The organism is Enterobacter quasimori (assembly GCF_018597345.1).
Classification (GTDB): domain Bacteria; phylum Pseudomonadota; class Gammaproteobacteria; order Enterobacterales; family Enterobacteriaceae; genus Enterobacter; species Enterobacter mori.
Genome location: NZ_JAHEVU010000001.1, coordinates 392907 through 416510, shown reverse-complemented (window position 1 = coordinate 416510; position 23604 = coordinate 392907). Strand labels below are relative to the sequence as shown.

Sequence of the window (23604 nt, the reverse complement as noted above, 5' to 3'; positions counted from 1 at the left end):
ACTATTGAAATTTTATTAAGCAAACATCATCAAGGCGTTTGGAATAGTGACCACGATGTTATCGTTATGTTTTATTTAACTGTTTGGGTGATATAACCAATACACAACCATTGATTGGCATTTAATTCCATTTATGTGAAATTAATTAGTTTTTTGCTTTGATAATGGCTTTGTATGTGGATTTTAATATTGAATGAGCTCGGCTGATTACCTAAATTGACACTTCTTTGAAAATCTTTGTGTCTGAGTCATTAGGAAATTAACGCAAAAATGTACATAAACGAAATTAGGAATTTTCTTTAAATAACAGGGGGTTTTTATGTTTCATTTGAAAGGCCACTTTTCGTATTTTGTCCAGAACCTGCATGTTTTTTCTTATTTGTAACACCACATTAACATTGAGGGTGTAGTTGCCTATAACGCATTTTGTTATGCTCCAGACCAGTAAAAAAAATAAGTAAATTCTTATACGAAATAAGAAGAAACAATCTCATCTCCAATGGAAATGGATGCGGGGGAGTTTTGCCTGAAATTCAGTGAGGAAGTTAAAGAAGATATTTGTCTAATTATCTATACCTCCTTTTGGGTAATTGCTTAAGTATCACTCAGAGTCAGGGAGATAAAAATGACGGCATTACGAAAGAACGTTTCACTCAAATTTACACCGACAATCATATTAATTACGCTCGCAATGAATATGGCGTACGCCAATAGTGGCCAAACGCAGATGGCCCCGGTGGCGGCGATAACCTTAAAAGAAAGCATTTTATTTGCTATCGATCGCGATCCGTCTATTAGCCAGCAGGCCGCACAATTAGGTATTGGTCAGGCTCAAATAGATGAGGCACGCAGCGGCTGGATGCCGCAAATATCGCTGAACGGCAGTACGGGGCATAGCCAGACCACCGACTCAAGCGGATCGCTGAAGAATTCTGCGGCCTGGGGGGTTAGCCTGACGCAGCTGTTGTACGATTTTGGCAAGACGAATAACAGCATCAGCCAGTCCTCAGCCCAGCGCGATAGCTACCGCTACCAGCTGATGAGCACGCTCTCTGACGTGGCGGAAAAGACGGCGCTCGGCTACGTGGAGGTTAAACGCTATTCCGATCTCTTACAGGCTGCCAAAGACAACGTCCAGGCGCTCAAAAACGTTGAGCAGTTGGCGAAACTGCGTGCGGATGCAGGCGTGAGTTCCACTTCCGATGAACTCCAGACCCGCACGCGCATTGCCGGTATGCAGGCGACCGTGGCGCAGTATAACGCCGCCTTAAACAGCGCCCGCGCAAGGCTCGCGGTGCTGACAGGTCTGCAGGCTGAGACCTATTCGCCTGTTCCTGCGAACCTCGCCGTTGAGCCGGATTCCCTCAACCGCATTGATTATTCGTTGATACCGACGGTGTTGGCCGCGCAGAACATGGAGCGCTCGGCCCAGTATGGCGTTGAAACAGCAAAATCGCAGCACTGGCCAACCCTGAGCCTGAAGGGAGGACGTACGCGCTATGAGTCTGACAACCGTTCTTACTGGGACGACCAAATCCAGCTCAATATAGACGCACCGCTTTATCAGGGCGGCGCGGTTTCCGCACGCGTGCGTCAGGCTGAAGGGGCGCGTGCTATGGCCTCCTCTCAGGTAGACCAGGCGCGCTTTGATGTCCTGCAAAAAGCCTCCGTCGCGCAGGCTGACTGGACCGGCGCCCGGGGAAGAATGGAGGCCGGAAAACAGCAGCTGGAAAATGCCCTGCGCGCCCGCGCTGTCTATAAAAATGAATATACCCTGAGCAAGCGGAGCATTAACGATTTGCTCAGCGTTGAGCAGGATGTCTGGGCCGCCACCTCCGCAAAAATAATGGCTGAATATGACGGCTGGAGTTCGGCGATTAACTACGCTTCTGCGGTTGATAATTTGATGCCGCTTATCGGAATAGAGAAAAACGCTGCCGCAAAATTACCCGATTTGAGTTAAAAAAAGACGCGCCTTTCTGCGTGAAATAAGTCTGACAATAATGGGTGTTTTTTCCCAGGGATAGCTACATCCGTCTGGTGGACATATCCACAGGAATCCGTACACCTGCAAGGAGAAGAATATGAGTAACGTAAAAGTTGTTGATGTCATCATTCGCAAAACGGCGGAGAAAACGAAATTAACCGGCGAAGGAAATCTGTCGGTATCCATTTCATCGCCGAGCGTGATTGAAATCCAGGGCTCTGCTCAGGACGTGGTGCGTTATGTCCGCCAGGGGAAAGACCTCCTGATTTATATGAAAGATGGCAGTGTGATCCGCTGCAATAACTATTTTGTCGAAGATCCAGAAACGCATAATCAGTCAGAGCTGGTGTTCAACGATAATCAGGAACTGACGCATATTTCTTTTGCCGATGCCGGGGAAGCGTCAGGCATGGCCGCGACGGAATTAACCGCGCAGGCCGCACCCATTAGCAGCATTGAGCCTTTCCTGGAGCAGGGAAGCGTATTAAGCGATGCGCCGTGGGGCTGGATTGCGGGAGCGGCATTAGGCGGCGGTGCCATAGGAGCGCTGCTGGCTCACGGCGGTGACGGCGAAACAAAAACGAAAGTTATTGATAATACCAAAGAGGTTGAGAGCGCCACGCCGACCTTTTTGCTGACGGATAACGCGGGTGACAAGCAGGGCGTGCTGAGTGCAAAAGAGATCACGGACGATAACACCCCAACCTTTAGCGGTACCGGGCAGCCGGGCGCGACCATTCAGATTAAAGACAGCGGCGGCAGCACCATCGCCAGCGCCATGGTCGCGAAGGACGGCACCTGGACGGTAAAACTCCCGACACAGACCGACGGGGAGCACACCTGGTCGGTCGTACAGATCGACGGCAGCAAAACCACCTCTGCGGGCAGCATCACCGTAACCGTCTCAACGGCCGAGGCCGCCGTGACGCTCGCTACCACGGCGGGCGATAACGTGATCAACGCCAGCGAACAGTCCGCGGGCTTCACGCTTTCCGGGGCCAGCAAAAACCTGGCGCAGGGAACGTCGCTGACCGTCACGCTGAACGGAAAAACCTACACCGCAGAAGTCGGGGCAAACGGCGCGTGGAGCGTGAAGGTGCCTGCCGCAGACGCGCAGGCGCTGGGCGACGGCACCTGGACGGTCAACGTGAGCGGCAAAGACGCGGCGGGTAATATCGTAAGCGGCAGCCAGACGATTGGCGTCGATACCGTTGCGCCTGCGCTCTCCGTTAACGCAATCGCGCAGGACAATATCATTAACGCCGCTGAACATAATCAGCCGCTGACGATTAGCGGTAAAACCGATGCGGAAGCGGGCCAGATTGTGACGGTCACGCTGAACGGTAAAAATCACACGGCGACCGTGGGCAGTGACGGCACCTGGTCCGTCACGCTTTCTGCCGGCGAAGTACAGGCGATGGCTAACGGCGGGCACACCCTCACGGTCAACGTCAGCGACAAAGCGGGTAACGGTTCTTCCACCACCGCCGATTTCACGGTTGATACCGCCGCTCCCGTTGTGACGATCAACACCGTCGCGGGTGACGACATTCTGAACACCAGCGAGCAGGGCCAGGCGCAGATCGTTTCCGGGAAGGCGAGCGGCGCGGCGGCAGGCGACGTGGTGACCGTGACCGTTGGCGGACAGACCTTCACCGGTGTGGTGCTTGCCGACGGCAGCTGGAGCGTCGGCGTGCCTGCCTCCGTCATCGGCGCACTCGGTGAGGGCAGCCACACGATTTCTGCCTCCGTCACTGATGCTGCGGGCAACACCGGCAGCGCGACGCACGGCGTGACGCTGAGCGGCAACCCGCCGGAATTCACGATTGACGCCATCAGCCAGGATAACGTTCTGAACGCGCAGGAGGCCATGCAGCCCCTGAGCCTGAGCGGCACCAGCAGCCTGCCGAACGGCAGCGCCATCACCGTCACGTTAAACAGCGTTAACTATCAGGCCACGGTTGAAAACGGTATCTGGACGGTTCAGGTGCCGGTTTCTGACGTGCTGAATCTGGCGAACACCCTTTACACCGTGAGCGTCAGCGGCACCGACAGCGTGGGTAACAGCGGCTCTGCCGAGGCGAATCTGCTGGTGGACACCGTGCTGCCGCAGGTCATTATCAATACGTTTGCGGGCGACAACCTGGTCAATAACGCCGAAGCGGGCGTCGATCAAACCCTCAGCGGACGCGTTACCGGCGCGGCGGCAGGCGATACCGTCTCTGTCACCGTCGGCGGCAAGAGCTACACCGCAACGGTTGGCAGCGATCTGACCTGGAGCGTGAAAATCCCGTCAGCGGATCTTCAGGCGTTCGGCGACGGGGATTTGACCTTCAGCGCATCCGTTACCAACGCGCACGGCAATACCGGCACCGGCGAGCGTGATATCAATATCAACGCGGAGCTGCCGGGCCTGCGCGTGAACACCATTTCCGGCGATGACGTGATCAACGCCATTGAACAGCAGCAGGATCTGACCGTTACCGGCTCCAGCACCCATCTGGCCGCGGGGACGCAGATTGTCGTCACCATTAACAACGTTGAGTACGTTACCGCGGTTAACGCCAGCGGCAACTGGCAGATCGGCGTTCCGGCGGCGGACCTGCAGGCCTGGACGGCGGGCGGCATGACGGTTAGCGTCAGCGCCGTAGATGCCTGGGGCAATACCGTTGCGGCTGAACACCCGATTGAACTCGATCTGAACGCCGTGGCGGTCACCATTGATACCGTCTCCGGCGACGACCTGCTGAACGCGGCGGAAAAAGGCGCGGACTTAACCCTTTCCGGCCAGACGCAGGGCGTGGAGGCAGGGCAGACCGTGGTGGTGAAATTCGCCGACCAGACCTTTACCGCACAGGTGCAGCAGGACGGCTCCTGGAGCCTGAGCGTTCCGGCCAGCGCCATGGAAACCCTGATCGACGGGCGCGCGCAGGTGAGCGTCAGCGTCACTAACGTCAGCGGCAACAGCGCGGACGCCGCGCGCGTGGTCACGGTGGATACGCAGCCACCGGCCATTACGCTCGATAACCTGACCGACGACAACATCATCAATGCGGCTGAAGCGCAGCAGGATTTAGCCTTAAGCGGTACCAGCACCGCGGAATCGGGCCAGACGGTCACCGTGACGCTGAACGGCAAAACGTATCAGACCACGGTTCAGGCGGACGGTACGTGGCGGCTGAGCGTGCCTGCGGCTGACGTGGGTGCCCTGACGGATGGCATTGTTACCGTGACCGCAACCGTGAGCGACGTGGCGGGCAACAGCAGCAGCGCGGATCGCGTTGGACTGGTGGACGCCACCGTACCGCAGGTGACCATTAACGACTTTGTCACCGACACCAATACCGTTAACCAGCTCGCCCATTCTCAGGCGCAGATCCTGAGCGGCTCCGTCACCGGCGCGGCAGCGGGCGATCGGGTGACCGTCACCATTAACAGCGTCGATTACGCCACCGTGGTAGATGCGGCGGGGAACTGGAGCCTTGGCCTGCCCGCGTCCGTCGTGCAGGGGCTGACGGACGGCACCTGGACCATCGACGTCTCCGTAACCGACCGATCCGGCAACACCGGAAGCAGTTCGCTGGATGTAGTGGTGAATACCGTGGCGCCTGTTATTGGTATTAACACGCTGGCGGCGGACGACGTAATCAATGCGACCGAGAAGGGCGAAGATCTGCTGCTCTCCGGCACCAGCAACCAGCCGGAAGGCACGCGCGTCACCGTTAACCTGAACGGCATCAACTACACCGCCACCACCGACGCCAGCGGTAACTGGAGCGTGACCGTACCGGCCTCGGCCGTAAGCGCGCTGGGAGAAGCTCATTACACCGTGACGGCGAGCGTCACGGATAGCGTAGGCAACAGCGCCTCAACCTCACACGATGTGCTGGTGGACAGCTCGCTGCCGGTGGTGACGATCGACACGCTGGCGGGCGACAATATCGTTAACGCGGCGGAAGTGGCGGCAGGGCAAACCCTGTCCGGTAAGGTAACGAACGCGGCGGCAGGTGACACTGTCACGATTATTCTCGGCGGCCAGACGTACACCGCTACCGTGCAGGACGATCTGACCTGGAGCCTGCCGTTAAGCGAAAGCCAGTTAACCGCGCTCGGCAACGGCGACCTCACCGTATCCGCCAGCGTGACCAACGCGCACGGCAATACCGGCTCTTCTTCTCACGACTTCACCATCGACGCCCAGCTCCCGGGACTGCGTATTGATACCGTCGCGGGTGACGACGTGATTAACGTGATTGAACACGCTCAGAACCTGATTGTCTCCGGCACCAGCACCGATCTGGCGGCGGGCAGCACCGTGACCGTGACCATTAACGGCAAAGCCTATTCCGCAACGGTGCTGTCCGACGGCACCTGGCAGGCGGCGGTACCGGCGGCGGACGTGTCCCAGTGGGCGGACGGCTCGCTGGATATCAAGGCCAGCGCGCAGGATGCCTCCGGCAACCCGGTGGCTATCGGGACCGTCGTGGACGTCGATCTCGCGCCTGTCGCCATCACCATCAGCAGCGTGACTGACGATAACGTGCTCAACGCAGCGGAAAAAGGCCAGGACCTGGTGCTTTCCGGCACCACGTCCAACGTTGAAGCGGGTCAGACCGTGACAATCACCTTCGCGGGTAAAACCTATACCACGACGGTGGATACCAACGGCGACTGGACCTGGACCGTACCGGCTTCCGATCTGAGCGGCCTGAAAGACGGTGACGCCAGCGTGCAGGTCAGCGTCACCAACGTGAACGGTAACGCGGCGTCTTCGGTGCAGGAATTCAGCGTCGATACCACCGCGCCGACGGTGACCATCAACACCATCAGCAATGACAATATGCTGAACGCGGCAGAGGCGGCGCTGGATCTGACCCTGAGTGGGACGTCTACGGCCGAAGCGGGCCAGACGGTCACCGTGACCTTCAACGGCAATCAGTACACCGCCCAGGTGCAGGCGGACGGCAGCTGGACTCTCGACGTTCCGGCGGCGGACATGGCAGGCATCACCGACGGCAGCGCGGCGGTCACGGCGACCGTGTCCGATAAGGCAGGCAACCCGGCCAGCGCGGGCTCCTCGGTGCTGGTCGACACCACCGTACCGCAGATTTCATTCAACATCGTTGCGGGCGACGACGTCGTGAATATTGCCGAGCACGGCCAGGCGCTGATCGTCTCCGGCAAGGTGACGGGTGCGCAGGCGGGCGACGTGATTACCCTGAGCCTGAACGGCAAAGACTACACCGCCATGCTGGATGCGTCCGGCAGCTGGAGCGTGGGCGTTCCGGCGACAGACGTGGGCGCGCTGGCAAACGGCGAGCAGACGATCTCTGCGACCCTCACCGATAAAGCCGGCAACAGCACCACCGCCACGCACGAGTTTGACGTCTCGCTGACCGCGCCGACGATCGTCATCAATACCCTGGCGGTTGACGACGTAATCAACGCGACCGAGAAAGGCCAGGATCTGCTGGTGTCCGGCACCAGCAACCAGCCGGACGGAACCACCATTACGGTGACCCTGAACGGTATCAGCTATACGGCCACCACCGACGCCAGCGGCAGCTGGAGCGTCACCGTTCCGGCGGCAAACGTCTCTGCGCTGGGCGAAGCCAGCTATGTGGTGACGGCGAGCGTAACCGACACCGCAGGCAACAGCGCGAGCGCCGGGCACAGCGTGCTGGTCGACAGCGCGCTGCCACAGGTCACCATCAACCCTGTCGCCACGGACGATGTCATTAACGCCGCGGAAGTGGCTGCCGGGCAGACCCTGAGCGGCAAAGTGAGCGGTGCGGCGAGCGGTGACACTGTCACTATTTCAGTCGGCGGCAATACCTGGACCGCGACGGTTCAGGACGATCTGAGCTGGTCGGTCAACGTGCCGTCCACGGTGTTAACCGCCATCGGTAACGGCGAACTGACGGTATCAGCCAGCGTCACCAACGGCCACGGCAACACCGGAACCGGCGAGCGCGACATCACCATTGATGCCAACCTGCCGGGCCTGCGCGTCGATACCGTGGCGGGCGACGATGTGATCAATAGCATCGAACACGCTCAAAACCTGATAATCACCGGTTCCAGCGACGGTCTGGCAACGGGCGCGGCGCTGACCGTCACCGTCAACGGCAAAACCTACACCGCAACCGTGCTGGCGGACGGTACATGGACGGCGGCCATTCCGGCGGCAGACGTCAGCGCGCTGAATGCCGGCACGGTCACCGTGACCGTGGAAGGCCAGAGCGCGGTGGGCAATCCGGTTTCCATCAGCCACGACGTGAAGGTGGATCTGGCGACCGTTGCCATCAGCATCAACGCCATCGCCACCGACGACGTGATTAACGCGGCGGAGAAAGGCGCGGACCTGGTGCTGTCCGGCTCGACCACCAACGTGGAAGAAAACCAGACCGTTACCATCACTTTCGGCGGCAAGTCGTACACCGCGACGGTCGATGCCAGCGGCAACTGGACGGCGACCGTACCGTCCGCCGATTTGGGCAGCCTGAAGGACGGCGATGCCAGCGTGCAGGTGAGCGTCACCAACGTGAACGGCAACAGCGCGTCGGCAGGCCGCGAGTACAGCGTGGACGCCACCGCGCCGACGGTATCTATTGAAATTGTCAGCGACAACAACATCATCAATGCGGCCGAAGCGCAGCAGGATCTGGTCGTTAACGGCGTGACCAACGCCGAAGCGGGCCAGACCGTCACCGTAACGCTGAACGGCGTGGACTACACCACTACCGTACAGGCGAACGGCAGCTGGAGCGTGACCGTGCCGTCTGCAGACGTGGGCGCGATTACCGACGGCAACTACACCATCAGCGCCGCCGTGTCTGATAAGGCGGGCAACCCGGCCTCTGCGGATCGCGACGTGCTGGTGGATACCACCGTCCCGCAGCTGACCATTCACACCGTTTCCGACGACGACGTGATCAACAGCGCCGAGCATGCGCAGGCCCTGATTGTCACCGGTTCCGTGACCGGCGCGGCGGCGGGCGACGTGGTCACCGTAACCCTCAACGGCAAATCCTACACCGCCACCCTGGACGCCTCAGGCAACTGGAGCGTCGGCGTGCCTGCGGCGGACGTCACCGCGCTGGCCGCCGGGGATCACACTATTACCGCAGCGCTGACCGATAAAGCAGGCAACAGCAACAGCGCCACGCACGGCGTGGAGGTGAACCTGACCGCGCCGGGGCTGACCATTAACACCGTTTCCGGTGACGATGTGATCAATAATACAGAGAAAACTCAGGATCTGACGATCACCGGTACGGCCTCCGGCCTGGCGGCAGGGGCGGTGGTAACCGTGATGCTCAACGGCAAAGCGTACGGCGCGCAGGTGGACGATAACGGAAAATGGACCACCACCGTTCCGGCAAGCGAAGTCGGTCAGCTGGGCGAGGCGCTTTACACCGTCACCGCATCGGCAACGGACAGCGTCGGTAACAGCACCAGCGCGTCGCACACCGTGAACGTGGAGTCCGTTCTGCCGGGCGTGATTATCAACACCATTGCAGGTGATGACATCATTAACGCGGCGGAGCTGGCAGCCGGGCAGACCATCAGCGGTAAGGTGGTAAATGCCGAAGCGGGCAACACCGTGACCGTGACCATTGGCGGTAACAGCTACACCGCAACGGTGCAGAGCGATCTGACCTGGTCCGTGAACGTGCCGGAATCCGTTCTGACCACGCTGGGCAACGGCGATTTGACCGTGTCAGCCAGCGTCACCAACGGCGTGGGCAATAGCGGAACGGGCGAGCGCGAAATTGTTATCGACGCCAACCTGCCGGGCCTGCGCGTGGATACCGTGGCGGGTGACGACGTGATCAACAGCATCGAACACGGGCAGAACCTGATTATCACCGGCTCCAGCGACGGGCTGGCGGCGGGCGCGGCGCTGACCGTGACCGTAAACGGCAAAACCTATCCGGCGACCGTGCTGGCGGACGGCACCTGGAGTGCGGCGATCCCGGCGGCGGACGTTGGCGCACTGAGTGCGGGCACGGTTTCAGTCACCGTTGCGGGTCAGAGCAGCGCCGGTAACCCGGTCTCCATCAGCCACGATGTGACGGTGGATCTGGCGACTGTGGCCATCAGCATCGATGCGATTGCCGCCGACGACGTGATTAACGCCGCCGAGAAGGGCGCGGATCTGGTGCTCTCCGGGGCGACCTCGAACGTTGAGGAAAACCAGACCGTTACCATCACCTTCGGCGGCAAGAGCTACACCGCGACCGTAGGCGCCGATGGCAAATGGACGGCCACGGTGCCAGCCGCCGACCTGGCGGGTCTGAAAGACGGCGACGCCAGCGTGCAGGTGAGCGTCACCAACGTGAACGGCAACAGCGCCTCGGCGGGCCGCGAGTACAGCGTGGATGCGACCGCGCCGAGCCTGACCATCAACACCCTGGCGACGGACGACATTCTCAATGCCACCGAAGCGAGGAGCGATCTGACCGTGTCCGGTACCAGTACCGCCGAAGCGGGCCAGACGGTCACCGTATCGCTGAACGGCAAAGACTACACCACAACCGTCGGCGCAGACGGCAGCTGGACGCTGAACGTTCCGGCGGCGGATCTGGCTGGATTAACCGACGGCAGCGTGACCGTCACCGCATCGGTAAGCGATAAAGTGGGTAACCCGGCGTCCGTGGACCACAACCTGGCGGTAGATATCACCGCGCCTGCGGTGACCATCAACACCGTGGCGGGCGACGATGTCATTAACATCGCAGAACACGGCCAGGCGCACATCATCAGCGGTACCGCCACCGGCGCGTCAGCGGGCGATAAGGTCACCGTCACCATCGGCGGCCAGACTTACACCACCGTGCTGGACGCGGCGGGCAACTGGAGCGTGGGCGTACCGGCGAGCGTGATTTCCGGCCTCAGCGACGGCACCGTAACCGTCACGGCGTCAGTCACCGACGCGGCGGGCAATACCGGCACCGGCAGCCATGACGTGACCGTCGACACCGGCCTGCCATCGGTCAACTTCAACGCCATCAGCGATGACAACGTCCTGAACGCGGTTGAAAAGGGTCAGGATCTGAGCGTCAGCGGCACCAGCGCCAACCTCGCGGAAGGCACCGTGGTGACCGTAACCCTGAACGGTAAAAACTACGCGGCCACCACGGCGGCAGACGGCACCTGGAGCCTGACGGTTCCGGCAGCGGATCTGGCCGGTCTCGGCCAGGCCAACTACACCCTGAACGCGACCGCCACCAACGGCGTGGGCAACAGCGTGAGCAATACCGCGAACCTGCTGGTGGACACCGCGCTGCCGACCGTGACCATTAACACCGTGGCGGGCGACAACGTCATCAACGCGGCGGAAGTGGCGGCAGGCCAGACCCTGAGCGGCACCGTGGCGAATGCCGAAGGGGGCAATACCGTCACCGTCATCATTGGCGGCAACAGCTACACCGCAACGGTGCAGAACGATCTGACCTGGTCCGTGAACGTGCCGTCTGACGTGCTGACGGCGCTGGGTAACGGCAGCCTGAGCGTGACGGCGACCGTCACCAACGGCCACGGTAACACCGGGACCGGCGAGCGCGAGATCGCTATCGACGCTAACCTGCCGGGCCTGCGCGTCGATACCGTGGCGGGCGACAACGTGGTCAACAGCATCGAACATACTCAAAACCTGATCGTCAGCGGATCCAGCGACGGGCTGGCACCAGGTACGGCCCTGACCGTCACCATCAACGGTAAAGACTATGCGGCCACGGTGCTGGCGGACGGCAGCTGGAGCGCGGCTGTTCCATCAGCGGACGTGAGCGCGTGGCCGGAAGGTACCGTCAAAATCAGCGTTACCGGCGACAGCTCAGCGGGTAACCCGATTACCATCAGCCACGATGTGACGGTAGATCTGGCGACCGTTGCCATCAGCATCAATCCGATTGCGACCGACGACGTGATCAACGCGGCGGAGAAGGGCGCGGATCTGGTGCTGTCCGGTGCGACCACCAACGTGGAAGCCGGGCAGACCGTGACCATCAGCCTGAACGGCAAAATCTATAGTGCGACAGTAGACGACAGCGGCAACTGGACCTGGACCGTACCGTCTGCGGATCTGGCTGGCCTGAAGGACGGCGATGCCAGCGTGCAGGTGAGCGTCACCAACGTGAACGGCAACAGCGCCTCGGCGGGACGTGAGTACAGCGTGGATGCGACCGCGCCGTCCGTAACCATCAACACCCTGGCGACCGACGACATTCTGAATGCCGCTGAAGCGCAGTCCGATCTGACCGTGTCCGGCACCACCACCGCCGAAGCGGGCCAGACGGTGACCGTAACGCTTAACGGCAAAGACTACAAGACAACCGCAGGCGCGGACGGCAGCTGGACGCTGAGCGTTCCGGCGGCGGATCTGGCGGCGCTCGGCGATGGCAGCGTGACCGTGACGGCGAGCGTAAGCGACAAGGCGGGCAACCCGGCATCGGCCGATCACAATCTGACGGTGGACGTGACCGTTCCTGCGGTAACCATCAACACCGTAGCGGGCGATGACGTGATTAACATCACTGAGCACGCTCAGGCGCACATCATCAGCGGCAACGCCACCGGCGCGGCAGCGGGCGATAAGGTCACCGTCACCATCGGCGGCCAGACTTACACCACCGTGCTGGACGCGGCGGGCAACTGGAGCGTGGGCGTACCGGCCAGCGTGATTTCTGCTCTGCAGGACGGCACCGTGACCGTCACTGCGTCAGTGACCGACGCGGCGGGCAATACCGGTACCGGCAGCCATAACGTGACCGTCGATACCGGCCTTCCATCGGTGGCGTTCAACGCCATCAGCGATGACAACGTGCTGAACGCGGTCGAGAAAGCTCAGGATCTGAGCGTCAGCGGCACCAGCGCCAACCTGGCGGAAGGCACCGTGGTGACCGTGACCCTCAACGGTAAAAACTACGCGGCCACGACGGCGGCGGACGGCACCTGGAGCCTGACCGTTCCGGCAGCGGATATGGCGGGTCTGGGCGAAGCGAACTATACCCTGAGCGCCGCCGCGACCAACGGCGTGGGCAACAGCGTGAATAACACCGCGAACCTGCTGGTGGATACCGCGCTGCCGACCGTCACCATCAATACCGTGACGGGCGATAACGTCATCAACGCGGCGGAAGTGGCCGCGGGCCAGACCATCAGCGGCAAAGTGGCGAATGCGGAAGCGGGGAATACCGTCACCGTCACCATTGGCGGTAACACGTACACCGCAACGGTGCAGAGCGATCTGACCTGGTCCGTGAGCGTGCCGGAAACGGTCCTCACCGCGCTGGGCAACGGCGATTTGACCGTGTCGGCGACCGTCACCAACGGTCACGGCAACACCGGCGCGGGCGAGCGCGAAATCGTTATAGACGCCAGCCTGCCGGGTCTGCGCATTGATACCGTGGCGGGCGACGATGTGATTAACAGCATCGAGCATGGGCAGAACCTGATCGTCTCCGGCTCCAGCGACGGGCTGGCGGCAGGCACCACGCTTACCGTAACCGTTAATGGCAAAACCTATGCGGCCTCCGTGCTGGCAGACGGCACCTGGAGCGCGGCGATCCCGGCGGCAGACGTCGGGGCCTTCGCAGCAGGTACGGTCACCGTCACCGTTGCAGGTCAGAGCGCGGCGGGCAACCCGGTGACCATCAGCCACGATGTCACCGTCGATCTGTCTGCCGTTGCCGTCAGCATCGATGCGATTGCCATCGACGACGTGATTAACGCGGCGGAGAAAGGCGCGGATCTGGTGCTCTCCGGCAGCACCTCGAACGTGGAGGAAAACCAGACCGTTACCATCACCTTCGGCGGCAAGACCTATACCGCGAAGGTGGATGCCGACGGTAAATGGACGGCCACCGTACCGTCTGCAGACCTTGCGGGTCTGAAGGACGGCGACGCCAGCGTGCAGGTGAGCGTCACCAACGCGCACGGCAACAGCGCCTCGGCGGGCCGCGAGTACAGCGTGGACGCGACTGCGCCAACCGTGAGCATTGATACGGTCGCTGGCGATAACGTGATTAACGCCAGCGAAGCGGCTGCGGGCGTGGCCATTTCCGGCACCACCACGGCGGAAACCGGGCAGACGATCACCGTGACCCTGGGCGGTAAGAGCTATACCGCCCAGGTGCAGCAGGGCGGTATCTGGAGCGTGAACGTGCCGGGCACTGACCTCTCCGCACTGGCGGATAACGGCTACATCGTGCAGGTCAGCGTGAGCGACGCCGCGGGTAACCCGGGCAGCGCGGGCAAAGCGATTACGCTTGATACCACGCCGCCGACCGTCAGCTTTAACGCTGTCGCGGGCGATAACGTCATCAACAGCGTGGAGCACGGGCAGGCGCAGATTGTCAGCGGCACGGCAACCGGCGCGAACGTCGGGGATAAAGTGGTTATCACCCTCGGTTCGAACCAGTACACCACTACCGTTGACGCCAGCGGCAGCTGGAGCGTGGGCGTTCCGGCCAGCGTGATTTCCGCGCTGAACGACGGCACCGTGACCCTCAGCGCGACCATTACCGACAGCGCGGGCAACAGCAGCACCCAGACCCACGACGTGGTGGTCAACACCGCCTCCGTGGCGCTGACGGTGAACACCGTTAGCGGTGACGACGTCATCAACGCGGCTGAAGCCGGTTCGTCCCTGGTGATTAACGGCTCCAGCGCCCAGCTCGCCAGCGGCACGCAGGTTACCGTGACGCTGAACGGCAAGAGCTATACGGCCACCATCCAGAGCGACGGAAGCTGGACGACCACCGTTCCGGCCGCAGACGTGGGTGCCCTGGCCGATGGCGCGCGCTATCAGGTGTCCGTGTCGGCGCAGGACAGCGCGGGCAACAGCGCGTCGGCGACCCACGGCATCAGCGTGGATACCACTGCGCCGGTGGTGAGCATTGCGACGCTGTCGGCTGACGACATGCTGAACGCGGCGGAAGCGCAGCAGCCGCTGACCGTACACGGATCTTCCAGCGCGGAAGCGGGCCAGACGGTGACCGTGACGCTGGGCGGCAAAACCTACACGGCCATCGTGGCAAACGACGGCACCTGGACGCTGGACGTTCCGGCCGCCGATCTTGCCAGCCTGAGCGAAGGCGCGCTGACGGTGACCGCCTCGGTCAACGATAAAGCGGGTAATAACGGCCAGACCACGCACACCTTAACGGTAGACACCGTCGCGCCAGCCGTAACCATCAGCACCGTGGCCGATGACGATATCGTCAACAACGCCGAGCAGCTGGCGGGCCAGACCATCCGCGGCACCACCACGGCGGAACAGGGCCAGACGGTGACCGTCTCCTTCAACGGGCACAGCTATCAGGCGACCGTCGGGGCGGACGGATCCTGGTCGGTCTTCGTACCGGGCCGTGATTTCCTTGGCCTGAGCGACGGGGATTACACCATTACGGCTACGGTGAGCGATAAGGCGGGCAACCCGGGGAGCGCAACGCACGACGTGACGCTGAACGGCGATGTCCCAACCATCACCATTAACACCTTTGCGCAGGACGATATCGTCAACGCCGCCGAGCACGGCACGCCGCTGGTCATCAGCGGCACCACCGACGCGCCTGTAGGCCAGACGGTGACCATCACGCTGAACGGTAAAACCTATACGGCGACCGTGCAGAATGACGGCACATGGAGCTACACGGTCGGCAGCGCAGACGTGACCGCGCTGGCGGACGGCGGTTCGTACGAGATTAACGCGCAGGTCAGCAATACCATCGGCAACAGCGCCAGCGATAACCACACCGTGACCGTGGATCTCACCGCGCCGTCGATGGGAATTACGATTGATTCGCTGCAAAACGACACCGGCCTGAGCGCGAGTGATTTCATCACCAACGACAGCCAGGTGGTGGTCAACGGCTCCCTGACCGCGCAGCTCGGCAATAACGAGAAGGCGCAGATCAGCCTCGACGGCGGCGTCACCTGGATCGACCTGACCGTGACCGGCACCAACTGGCGCTACGCCGATGGCCGCACCCTGACGGACGGTACGTATCAGTACCAGGTGCGCGTGATCGATAACGCGGGCAACGTGGGGGCCACGGACAGCCAGGACGTGGTGATTGACCTGACGAAGCCTGCGGCGACGACGATTACGGTTGATTCCATCACCCAGGATACCGGCCTGTCCGACAGCGATTTTATCACCAGCGACAGCCAGATCAGCCTGAAAGGGACGCTCGGCGCGGCGCTCGGCAGCGGCGACCACGCGCAGATCAGTCTCGACGGTGGCGTGACCTGGATCGACGTCAGCGTCAGCGGCCTGAGCTGGACGTATGTTGATGGCCGCACGCTGGCCGACGGGGATTACAACTACCAGCTGCGCGTGATTGACGATGCGGGCAATATCAGCGCCACCGCCAGCCAGGTGGTGACCATTGATACGGTTGCGCCGGACGCCAGCAAAACGATCGCCATCGACAGCATCAGTGACGATACCGGCCTGAGCAGCAGCGACTTTATCACCAACGATACGTCCCTGACGCTGCACGGCTCGCTCGGCGCGACGCTGGCCGACGGGGAATACGCCCAGATCAGCATCGACGGCGGTGTCACCTGGCAGAACGTCATCGTCACCGGCAACAGCTGGTACTACGTCGATGGCCGCACGCTGGTTAACCAGACCTATGACTACTACGTTCGCGTGGTGGATGCGGCGGGCAACGTGGGTGCCAGCGCTCATCAGCAGGTGACCGTCGATACGGTCGCCCCGGATGCGGCGATTACGGTGACCGTGGATAACATCACCGTGGATACCGGCTTCGACAATAACGACTTCCTGACCAGTTCGACCTCGTACACGCTGCACGGAACGCTCGGCGCAGAGCTGGGCGCGGGTGAATTCGTACAGGTGAGCATGGACGGCGGCAGCACATGGGTTTACGCCACCGTCAGCGGGACGCAGTGGAGCTACAGCGACACCCGTACCCTGACCGACGGCAGCCATAGCTATCAGGTGCGGGTCGTTGACCAGGCGGGGAACGTCGGGGCCACCACCACGCAGGCGGTGACGGTGGATACCCAGTCGCCGCAGTACGGCGTCACCATCGACAGCATCAGCGACGATACCGGCCAGTCCGGCAGTGATTTCATCACCATGGACACCACGCTGACCCTCAACGGTTCGCTGGGCGGCGCGCTGGCAAGCGACGAGCGCGTACAGATCAGCCTGGACGGCGGAAATACCTGGCTCGATACCACGGTCACCAACCAGCGCTGGAGCTACACCGATACCCGCGATCTGCCTGACGGAGACTACACCTACCAGGTGCGGATTATCGACCAGGCGGGCAACGTCGGCTCCACCGCCTCTCAGGTGGTGACGGTGGACACCACGCCGCCAACCACCGTAGGCACGGTAGTGAGCTATACCGACGGCGAAGGCGAGCGTCAGGGCACCTTTGGCAGCGCGGTGGCAACGGACGATAACTCGCCGCTGATCAACGGCACGCTTAACCGCGCCCCGGACGACGGTGAAATTGTGCAGCTCTATCGTGACGGCGTCCTGCTCGGTCAGGTGACCATGAACGGCAGCGCGAGCTGGTCCTTCCAGGACAATGGCCTGAGCGACGGGAATCACACCTACATTGTGCGGGTCACCGATAAGGCCGGTAACTACACGGAATCCGACGGCTTTGTGCTGAACGTTGATACCAGCATCCCGACCACCACGGCGGCGATTACCGCGCAGACCACGTCGGACACCACGCCGATTGTCAGCGGTACCGTCTCCGCTGACCTGGTGAACGGTGAATACCTGGTGGTGACGGTGAACGGTAAAACCTACACCTCCCAGACCGGCGGCGCGGTAGTGGTCGATCCGGATCACAACACCTGGTATCTGCAGATCCCGGACGGCGATGCGCTGAGCGTGTCGAGCTACAGCGTGACGGCGCAGGTGAAGAGCTGCGCGGGTAACGGCAATACCACCGGTACGGCGACAGGCAGCCTGGTGATTGACACCACCTCGGTGAATACCGACTGGGCGAACACGGCGGGGAACAGCAACAACTCCACCATGACCCTCGGCATGAACAGCAGCGGTCTGTGGAATATCATTGCTAACGGCCAGTCTTACTCCAGCAGCGATAGCTCGACCTATGCCGGAAATACGCTGACCAACACCCGCGGCTACTACGTGGTGAGCCAGACCGCCGCTGACTTCGACCGTAACGGCACGCAGGATATCTTCGCGACGGAAAATACCTACGCTGGCTCTACGCAGGTGATGTGGACCTATGATGGCAGCACCTATAACGCCAGCCAGCTGGCGATGGGGACCACCATCTGGTACGGCGGCGTCATTGCCTACGATAAAACCGGGGATGGCTATCTGGATCTGGCGTACGGCGATGCCGGCATGGACTCACTGACCTATCTGGTGAACAACAACGGCGTTCTGTCGCCGGACGGCACCGGTGGCGAAGGCGGTTTCTACGGTCAGTTCGATTCCGGGCGCGAAATCTCCGGCGTCGATCTGAACAACGACGGCACGGTAGACATTGTCCAGCACACCAACCGTAGCGGCGCGTACTCGTTAACCGTGATCAACAACAACGGCAACGGCACGCTCTCTATCGGTCAGAACCTGACGAACGTGTTTGTGGCCAATGCCTCGAATACCACCACGGCGGCATCCATGACGTGGGCGGACTTCAACGGCGATGGCTATATGGATCTGTACCTGGGCAGCAGCTACAACAACAACGGCGGGGTGATCTACTACAACGACGGTACCGGGACGCTTTCTGCCACCAAGAGCGCGGTGGAAGCCTCTAACGCCACGGCAGGGTATCTGTCGGTGGCGGTGGACTGGAACGGCGACGGGCAGATGGACATCATCAAGCTCAGCACCTACGGCGGCTCGCAGACGGCGACCTTGTTCACCAACAACGGCTACGGCTCTACCTGGACCTCAAGCCAGCTTGCGTCAGGTATTGCCTACGCGACCGGCGTGGCGGCGGTGGACTACAACTGGGACGGCGCGCAGGATCTGCTGGTGTCGCAGCAGAACGGCAAGGTGGTTCTGGTGCAGAACAGCAAAACCATTGCTGACGGTACCGCGATGCATCTGCACATTGTCGACAGCGAGGGCATCAACGCCTACTACGGCAACACGGTCAATCTGTACAACGCCGCGGGCGTACTGGTGGCGTCGCAGATCATCAACGCCCAGTCCGGTATCGGCTCGAACGATACCTCTGCGCTGGTGAGCTTCTACGGACTGGATCCGAATGAAACCTATTCGGCTGAGATCCTGAAGATTACCAACGGCGTATCGGATAACGTCACCTGGAGCGGTCTGGAAGCGGGTAACGGCAAAGAGGGCTACGTTCTGACGGCCGAAGCAGCCACTGGCGGCCACAGCGGGACTATCACCGGGACCGGGTATAACGACACCTTTATCGCAGAGGACGGCACCTATACCTATAACGGCTCCGGCGGCTGGAATACCCATTCCGACTACGACACCTGGAGCAACACCGGCGGGATGGACGTGGTGGATTACCGCAATGCGACCTCCGGCGTGACCGTTGACCTGCGCCTCTCTACCGCGCAGGACACCGGGTTCGGGACGTCACGACTGCTCAATATTGAGGGGATCAACGGCTCGAACTTCGACGACGTCATTACCGGCAACAGCGGTGATAACCAGTTCGAAGGCCGCGGCGGGAACGACACCTTCAACATCGGCAGCGGCGGTCACGATACGTTGCTCTACAAGCTGATCAACGCGACGGATGCGACGGGCGGTAACGGTCACGACGTGGTGAACGGCTTTACGGTCGGCACCTGGGAAGGCACGGCGGACACGGATCGTATCGACCTGCGCGATCTGCTCTCCGGCAGCGGCTATACCGGCACGGGCTCGGCGAGCTACGTGAACGGCGTGGCCACGCTGGACAGCAGCGCGGGCAATATCAGCGATTACATCCGCGTGGTGCAGAACGGCAGCAACACCGAGATCCAGGTGGACCTGGACGGGACGGGCGGCCAGTTCTCGCCAACCGCCCTGGTGACGCTGAACGGCGTGCAGACGGATCTGGCGACGCTGCTGGCGAACCACCAGCTGTTAATTGCGTAAAACAACGCCGCGGGGAGCGATCCTCGCGGCCTTTTGCGTTTCTTTACACGAATAGCCATAACCCTATATTTCACAAGATTATTTTGCGGACTCGTTTAGGAAGTGTTCGATTCTTAATCATTCCGTAAGGGTATCATTTCAGGGCGAAATTATCGCCCTGAACAGGACGTAGCATTATGAAGACACATCCACAGTACGAACCCTGGCTGCAGGGCATGCTCATCATCGCGAAGCACTATCGGCTGGACTTTTCGGCGGAGCACGTTCGGGTCACGATTAACCATGAAAGTCAGTCTCCGCGCCAGCTGGTGCTGGAGGAGATGGCGCGCCAGCTTGGGCTGGGGATGCGTGTGGTGGCGGCTGAAGCGGTATCCCTCGACCCGTGGCGTCTGCCGCTGCTGGCGGAGTTCACCGGCGGACAAATCGCGGTCATTAACCGCATGGACAGCGAAGGCAACGTCAGCCTGCAGTTCAGCGGCGACGCGGGGCTGGAGACGACCCTGACGCGTGACGAACTCGGGGCGCGGTTAACGGGGCTGATGGTGTTGCGCCCGCTCGAATCCACGCCGGATGCTCGCGTGGACGACTACATCAAACCCTATGAGAAAAACTGGTTCTGGCAGCTGGCGCTGAAGGACTGGCGACGCTACAGCGACATCATGCTGGTGGCGCTGGTCGCTAACGTGCTGGCGCTTTCCGGCATGGTCTTCTCCATGCAGGTCTACGACAGGGTGGTGCCGTCGCAGTCGGAAGCCACGCTGTGGGTGCTGTTTGGCGGCGTGATGATTGCCATTCTGTTCGAATTCATCATGCGCATGCTGCGCGTGCATATTTCTGACGTGGTGGGGAAGCGCGCCGATCTGCGTATCTCTGAACGCGTGTTTGCCCACGCGCTGCGGATTAAAAATGGCGCGCGATCCAAATCAACCGGATCGTTTATCGCGCAGATCCGCGAGCTGGAGTCGGTGCGCGAGCTCATCACCTCGACCACCATTGCGGCCATCTCCGATCTGCCGTTCTTCCTGCTGTTCGTCTTTATTCTGTGGATGATTGGCGGTCCGCTGGTGCTGGTGGTCCTGCTCGCCGTGCCGCTGCTGCTCATTCCCGGCCTGCTGGTGCAGCGCCCGCTGGGGAAACTCTCCAGCGAAGGGATGCGCGAATCCGCCATTCGTAACGCCACGCTGGTGGAAGCGGTGCAGGGCCTTGAAGACATCAAGCTGATGCGCGCCGAACAGCGTTTCCAGAACCAGTGGAATAACACCAACGACGTCGCCGCCAGCGTCGGCATGAAGCAGCGCTGGCTGACGGGCCTGCTGCTCACATGGACGCAGGAGGTACAGTCAATCGTCTATGCGGTGGTACTGCTGGTCGGCTGTTACCTGGTCATCAGCGGCGACATGACCACCGGTGCGCTGGTAGGGACCTCGATTCTGGCGTCTCGCACTATCGCGCCGCTGTCGCAGATCTCAGGCGTGCTCTCGCGCTGGCAGTCGGCAAAGGTGGCGCGCAAGGGGCTGGACGACCTGATGCAGCGCCCGATTGACGATCCGCAGCACGGCAAGAAGGTGCACAAAGCCCACCTGCGCGGCGACTATAGCCTTGAGGACGTCGGGTTTTATTACGACGAGGAAGAGAAACTCACCGTGCTCAACATCAGCAAGCTGCAGATCCGCGCCGGGGAGCGCGTGGCGGTGCTTGGGCGTAATGGCTCCGGTAAAAGCACGCTGTTACAGCTTCTGGCGGGTATGCAGGAGCCGCAGCAGGGGAGCATCCTGCTCGACGATATTGCCCTCAATCATCTGGACCCGGCCGATGTGCGTCGCGACATGCAGCTGCTTAGCCAGCAGGCCCGGCTGTTCTTTGGCTCCGTGCGGGACAATATTCTGATGGGCAACCCGCTCGCCACCGACGATGAGATTCATCAGGCGCTGGTCAACAGCGGCGCGCTGGAGTTTGTGCGTAAGCAGAAAATGGGGCTGAACACCATCATCAACGAAGGCGGAACGGGCCTGTCGGGCGGGCAGCGTCAGGCGCTGCTGCTGGCGCGCGCGCTGATCGTCTCACCCAATATCCTGCTGCTGGACGAACCGACCGCCTGGCTGGACGAAATGAGCGAGAAGCAGTTCATACAGCATCTCCACAAATGGCTGGGTAAACGCCGGACGCTGGTGGTAGCGACGCATCGCCTGCCGATTCTGGATTTGGTGGACCGCATCATTGTGCTGGAAAACGGCAAGGTGGTGATGGACGGTCCGCGCGATGCGATCCTGCACCAGCACGGTATGGCACCGCAGAAAGCCGTACAGCGTACCGTCACCATGAAAACGGAGGGCGTGGCATGAATGATTTCTCTCGCTTTAACAGCCGTCTGAAAGAGCCGCGCCTGCCGCGCGCGTCACTGGTAGCATGGTCGCTGTTCGCCCTGCTGGCGGTCTTTATCACCTGGGCGAGCCTGTTCAAGCTGGATGAGGTGACGACCGGCAGCGGTAAGGTGATCCCATCCTCCCACGAGCAGGTGATCCAGTCCCTGGAAGGGGGGATTATCCACAGCCTGATGGTGCGCGAGGGTGATATTGTTGAACGCGGCCAGCAGCTCGCGCAGCTTGACCGGACAAAAACCGAGTCCAGCGTGCTGGAGAGCGAGTCTCGCCTGAATGCGGCGCTGGCAACGGCGGCGCGCCTGAAGGCAGAGGTGAACGACACGGAACTTGCGTTCCCGGAAGAGCTGGATGACGACGTTGAGCTGGTTAAACAGGAAACGGCGCTCTACCAGTCCCGTCGTGAGAGCCTCGAAAAAGGGCTGGCCGGTTTACGTCAGGGAGCCGAACTGGTGCAGCGCGAGCTGTCCTTAACCCGTCCGCTGGTGACCCAGGGGGCGGCCAGCAAGGTTGAGGTATTACGTCTTGAGCGTCAAAAAAATGAGCTTGAGAATAAAATCACCGAGATGAAAAACCAGTATTACGTTCGCGCCCGCGAAGAGCTGGCGAAAGCCAACGCGGAGATTGAAGCCCAGCGTTCGGTGATGAAAGGGCGTGAGGACTCCCTGACCCGGCTGACCTTCAATGCGCCGGTTCGCGGGATCGTGAAAGATATTGACGTCACCACCGTGGGAGGCGTTATCCCGCCGAACGGCAAGCTGATGAGCCTGGTCCCGCTGGACGATCAGATGGTGGTTGAAGCGAAAATCTCGCCGCGCGACGTCGCCTTTATTCATCCCGGCCAGAAAGCGCTGGTAAAAATTACGGCCTATGACTATTCCATTTACGGCGGACTGGAAGGGGAAGTGACCATGATTTCCCCGGACACCCTGCAGGATGAGGTGAAAAGGGATGTCTACTACTATCGCGTCTATATTCGTACCGACAGCAACCATCTGACCAATAAGCAGGGTCAGGAATTCCCGGTCTTTCCGGGCATGATTGCTACCGTTGATATTAAAACCGGCAGCAAAACCATTCTGGATTATCTGTTGAAGCCGCTGAACAAGGCGAAAGAGGCGCTGCGCGAAAGATAA

Annotated in this window: 4 protein-coding genes; all 4 read left to right on the top strand. The window is 61.0% G+C overall.

Annotation, left to right across the window (positions count from 1 at the left end; genetic code table 11):
* Positions 1–625 precede the first annotated feature (625 nt).
* The 4 genes from KK102_RS01845 (at position 626) to KK102_RS01830 (ending at position 23604) form a co-directional block, all read left to right on the top strand.
* Entirely contained in the window at positions 626–1963 is a 1338-nt protein-coding gene (locus KK102_RS01845; protein WP_126544623.1) for a TolC family outer membrane protein, read from the top strand.
* A 121-nt stretch (positions 1964–2084) separates the two neighbouring features.
* On the top strand, positions 2085–20090 hold the full coding sequence (locus KK102_RS01840; protein WP_216356815.1) for an Ig-like domain-containing protein: 18006 nt from the start codon (positions 2085–2087) through the stop codon (positions 20088–20090).
* A 176-nt stretch (positions 20091–20266) separates the two neighbouring features.
* Complete coding sequence (locus KK102_RS01835; RefSeq protein WP_216356814.1) at positions 20267–22432, top strand: type I secretion system permease/ATPase; 2166 nt, start codon at positions 20267–20269, stop codon at positions 22430–22432.
* Positions 22429–23604 carry an HlyD family type I secretion periplasmic adaptor subunit gene (locus tag KK102_RS01830; protein WP_216356813.1) on the top strand — a complete coding sequence of 392 codons (1176 nt, stop codon included), beginning with the start codon at positions 22429–22431 and terminating at the stop codon, positions 23602–23604. The genes KK102_RS01835 and KK102_RS01830 overlap by 4 nt, the downstream gene beginning before the upstream one ends.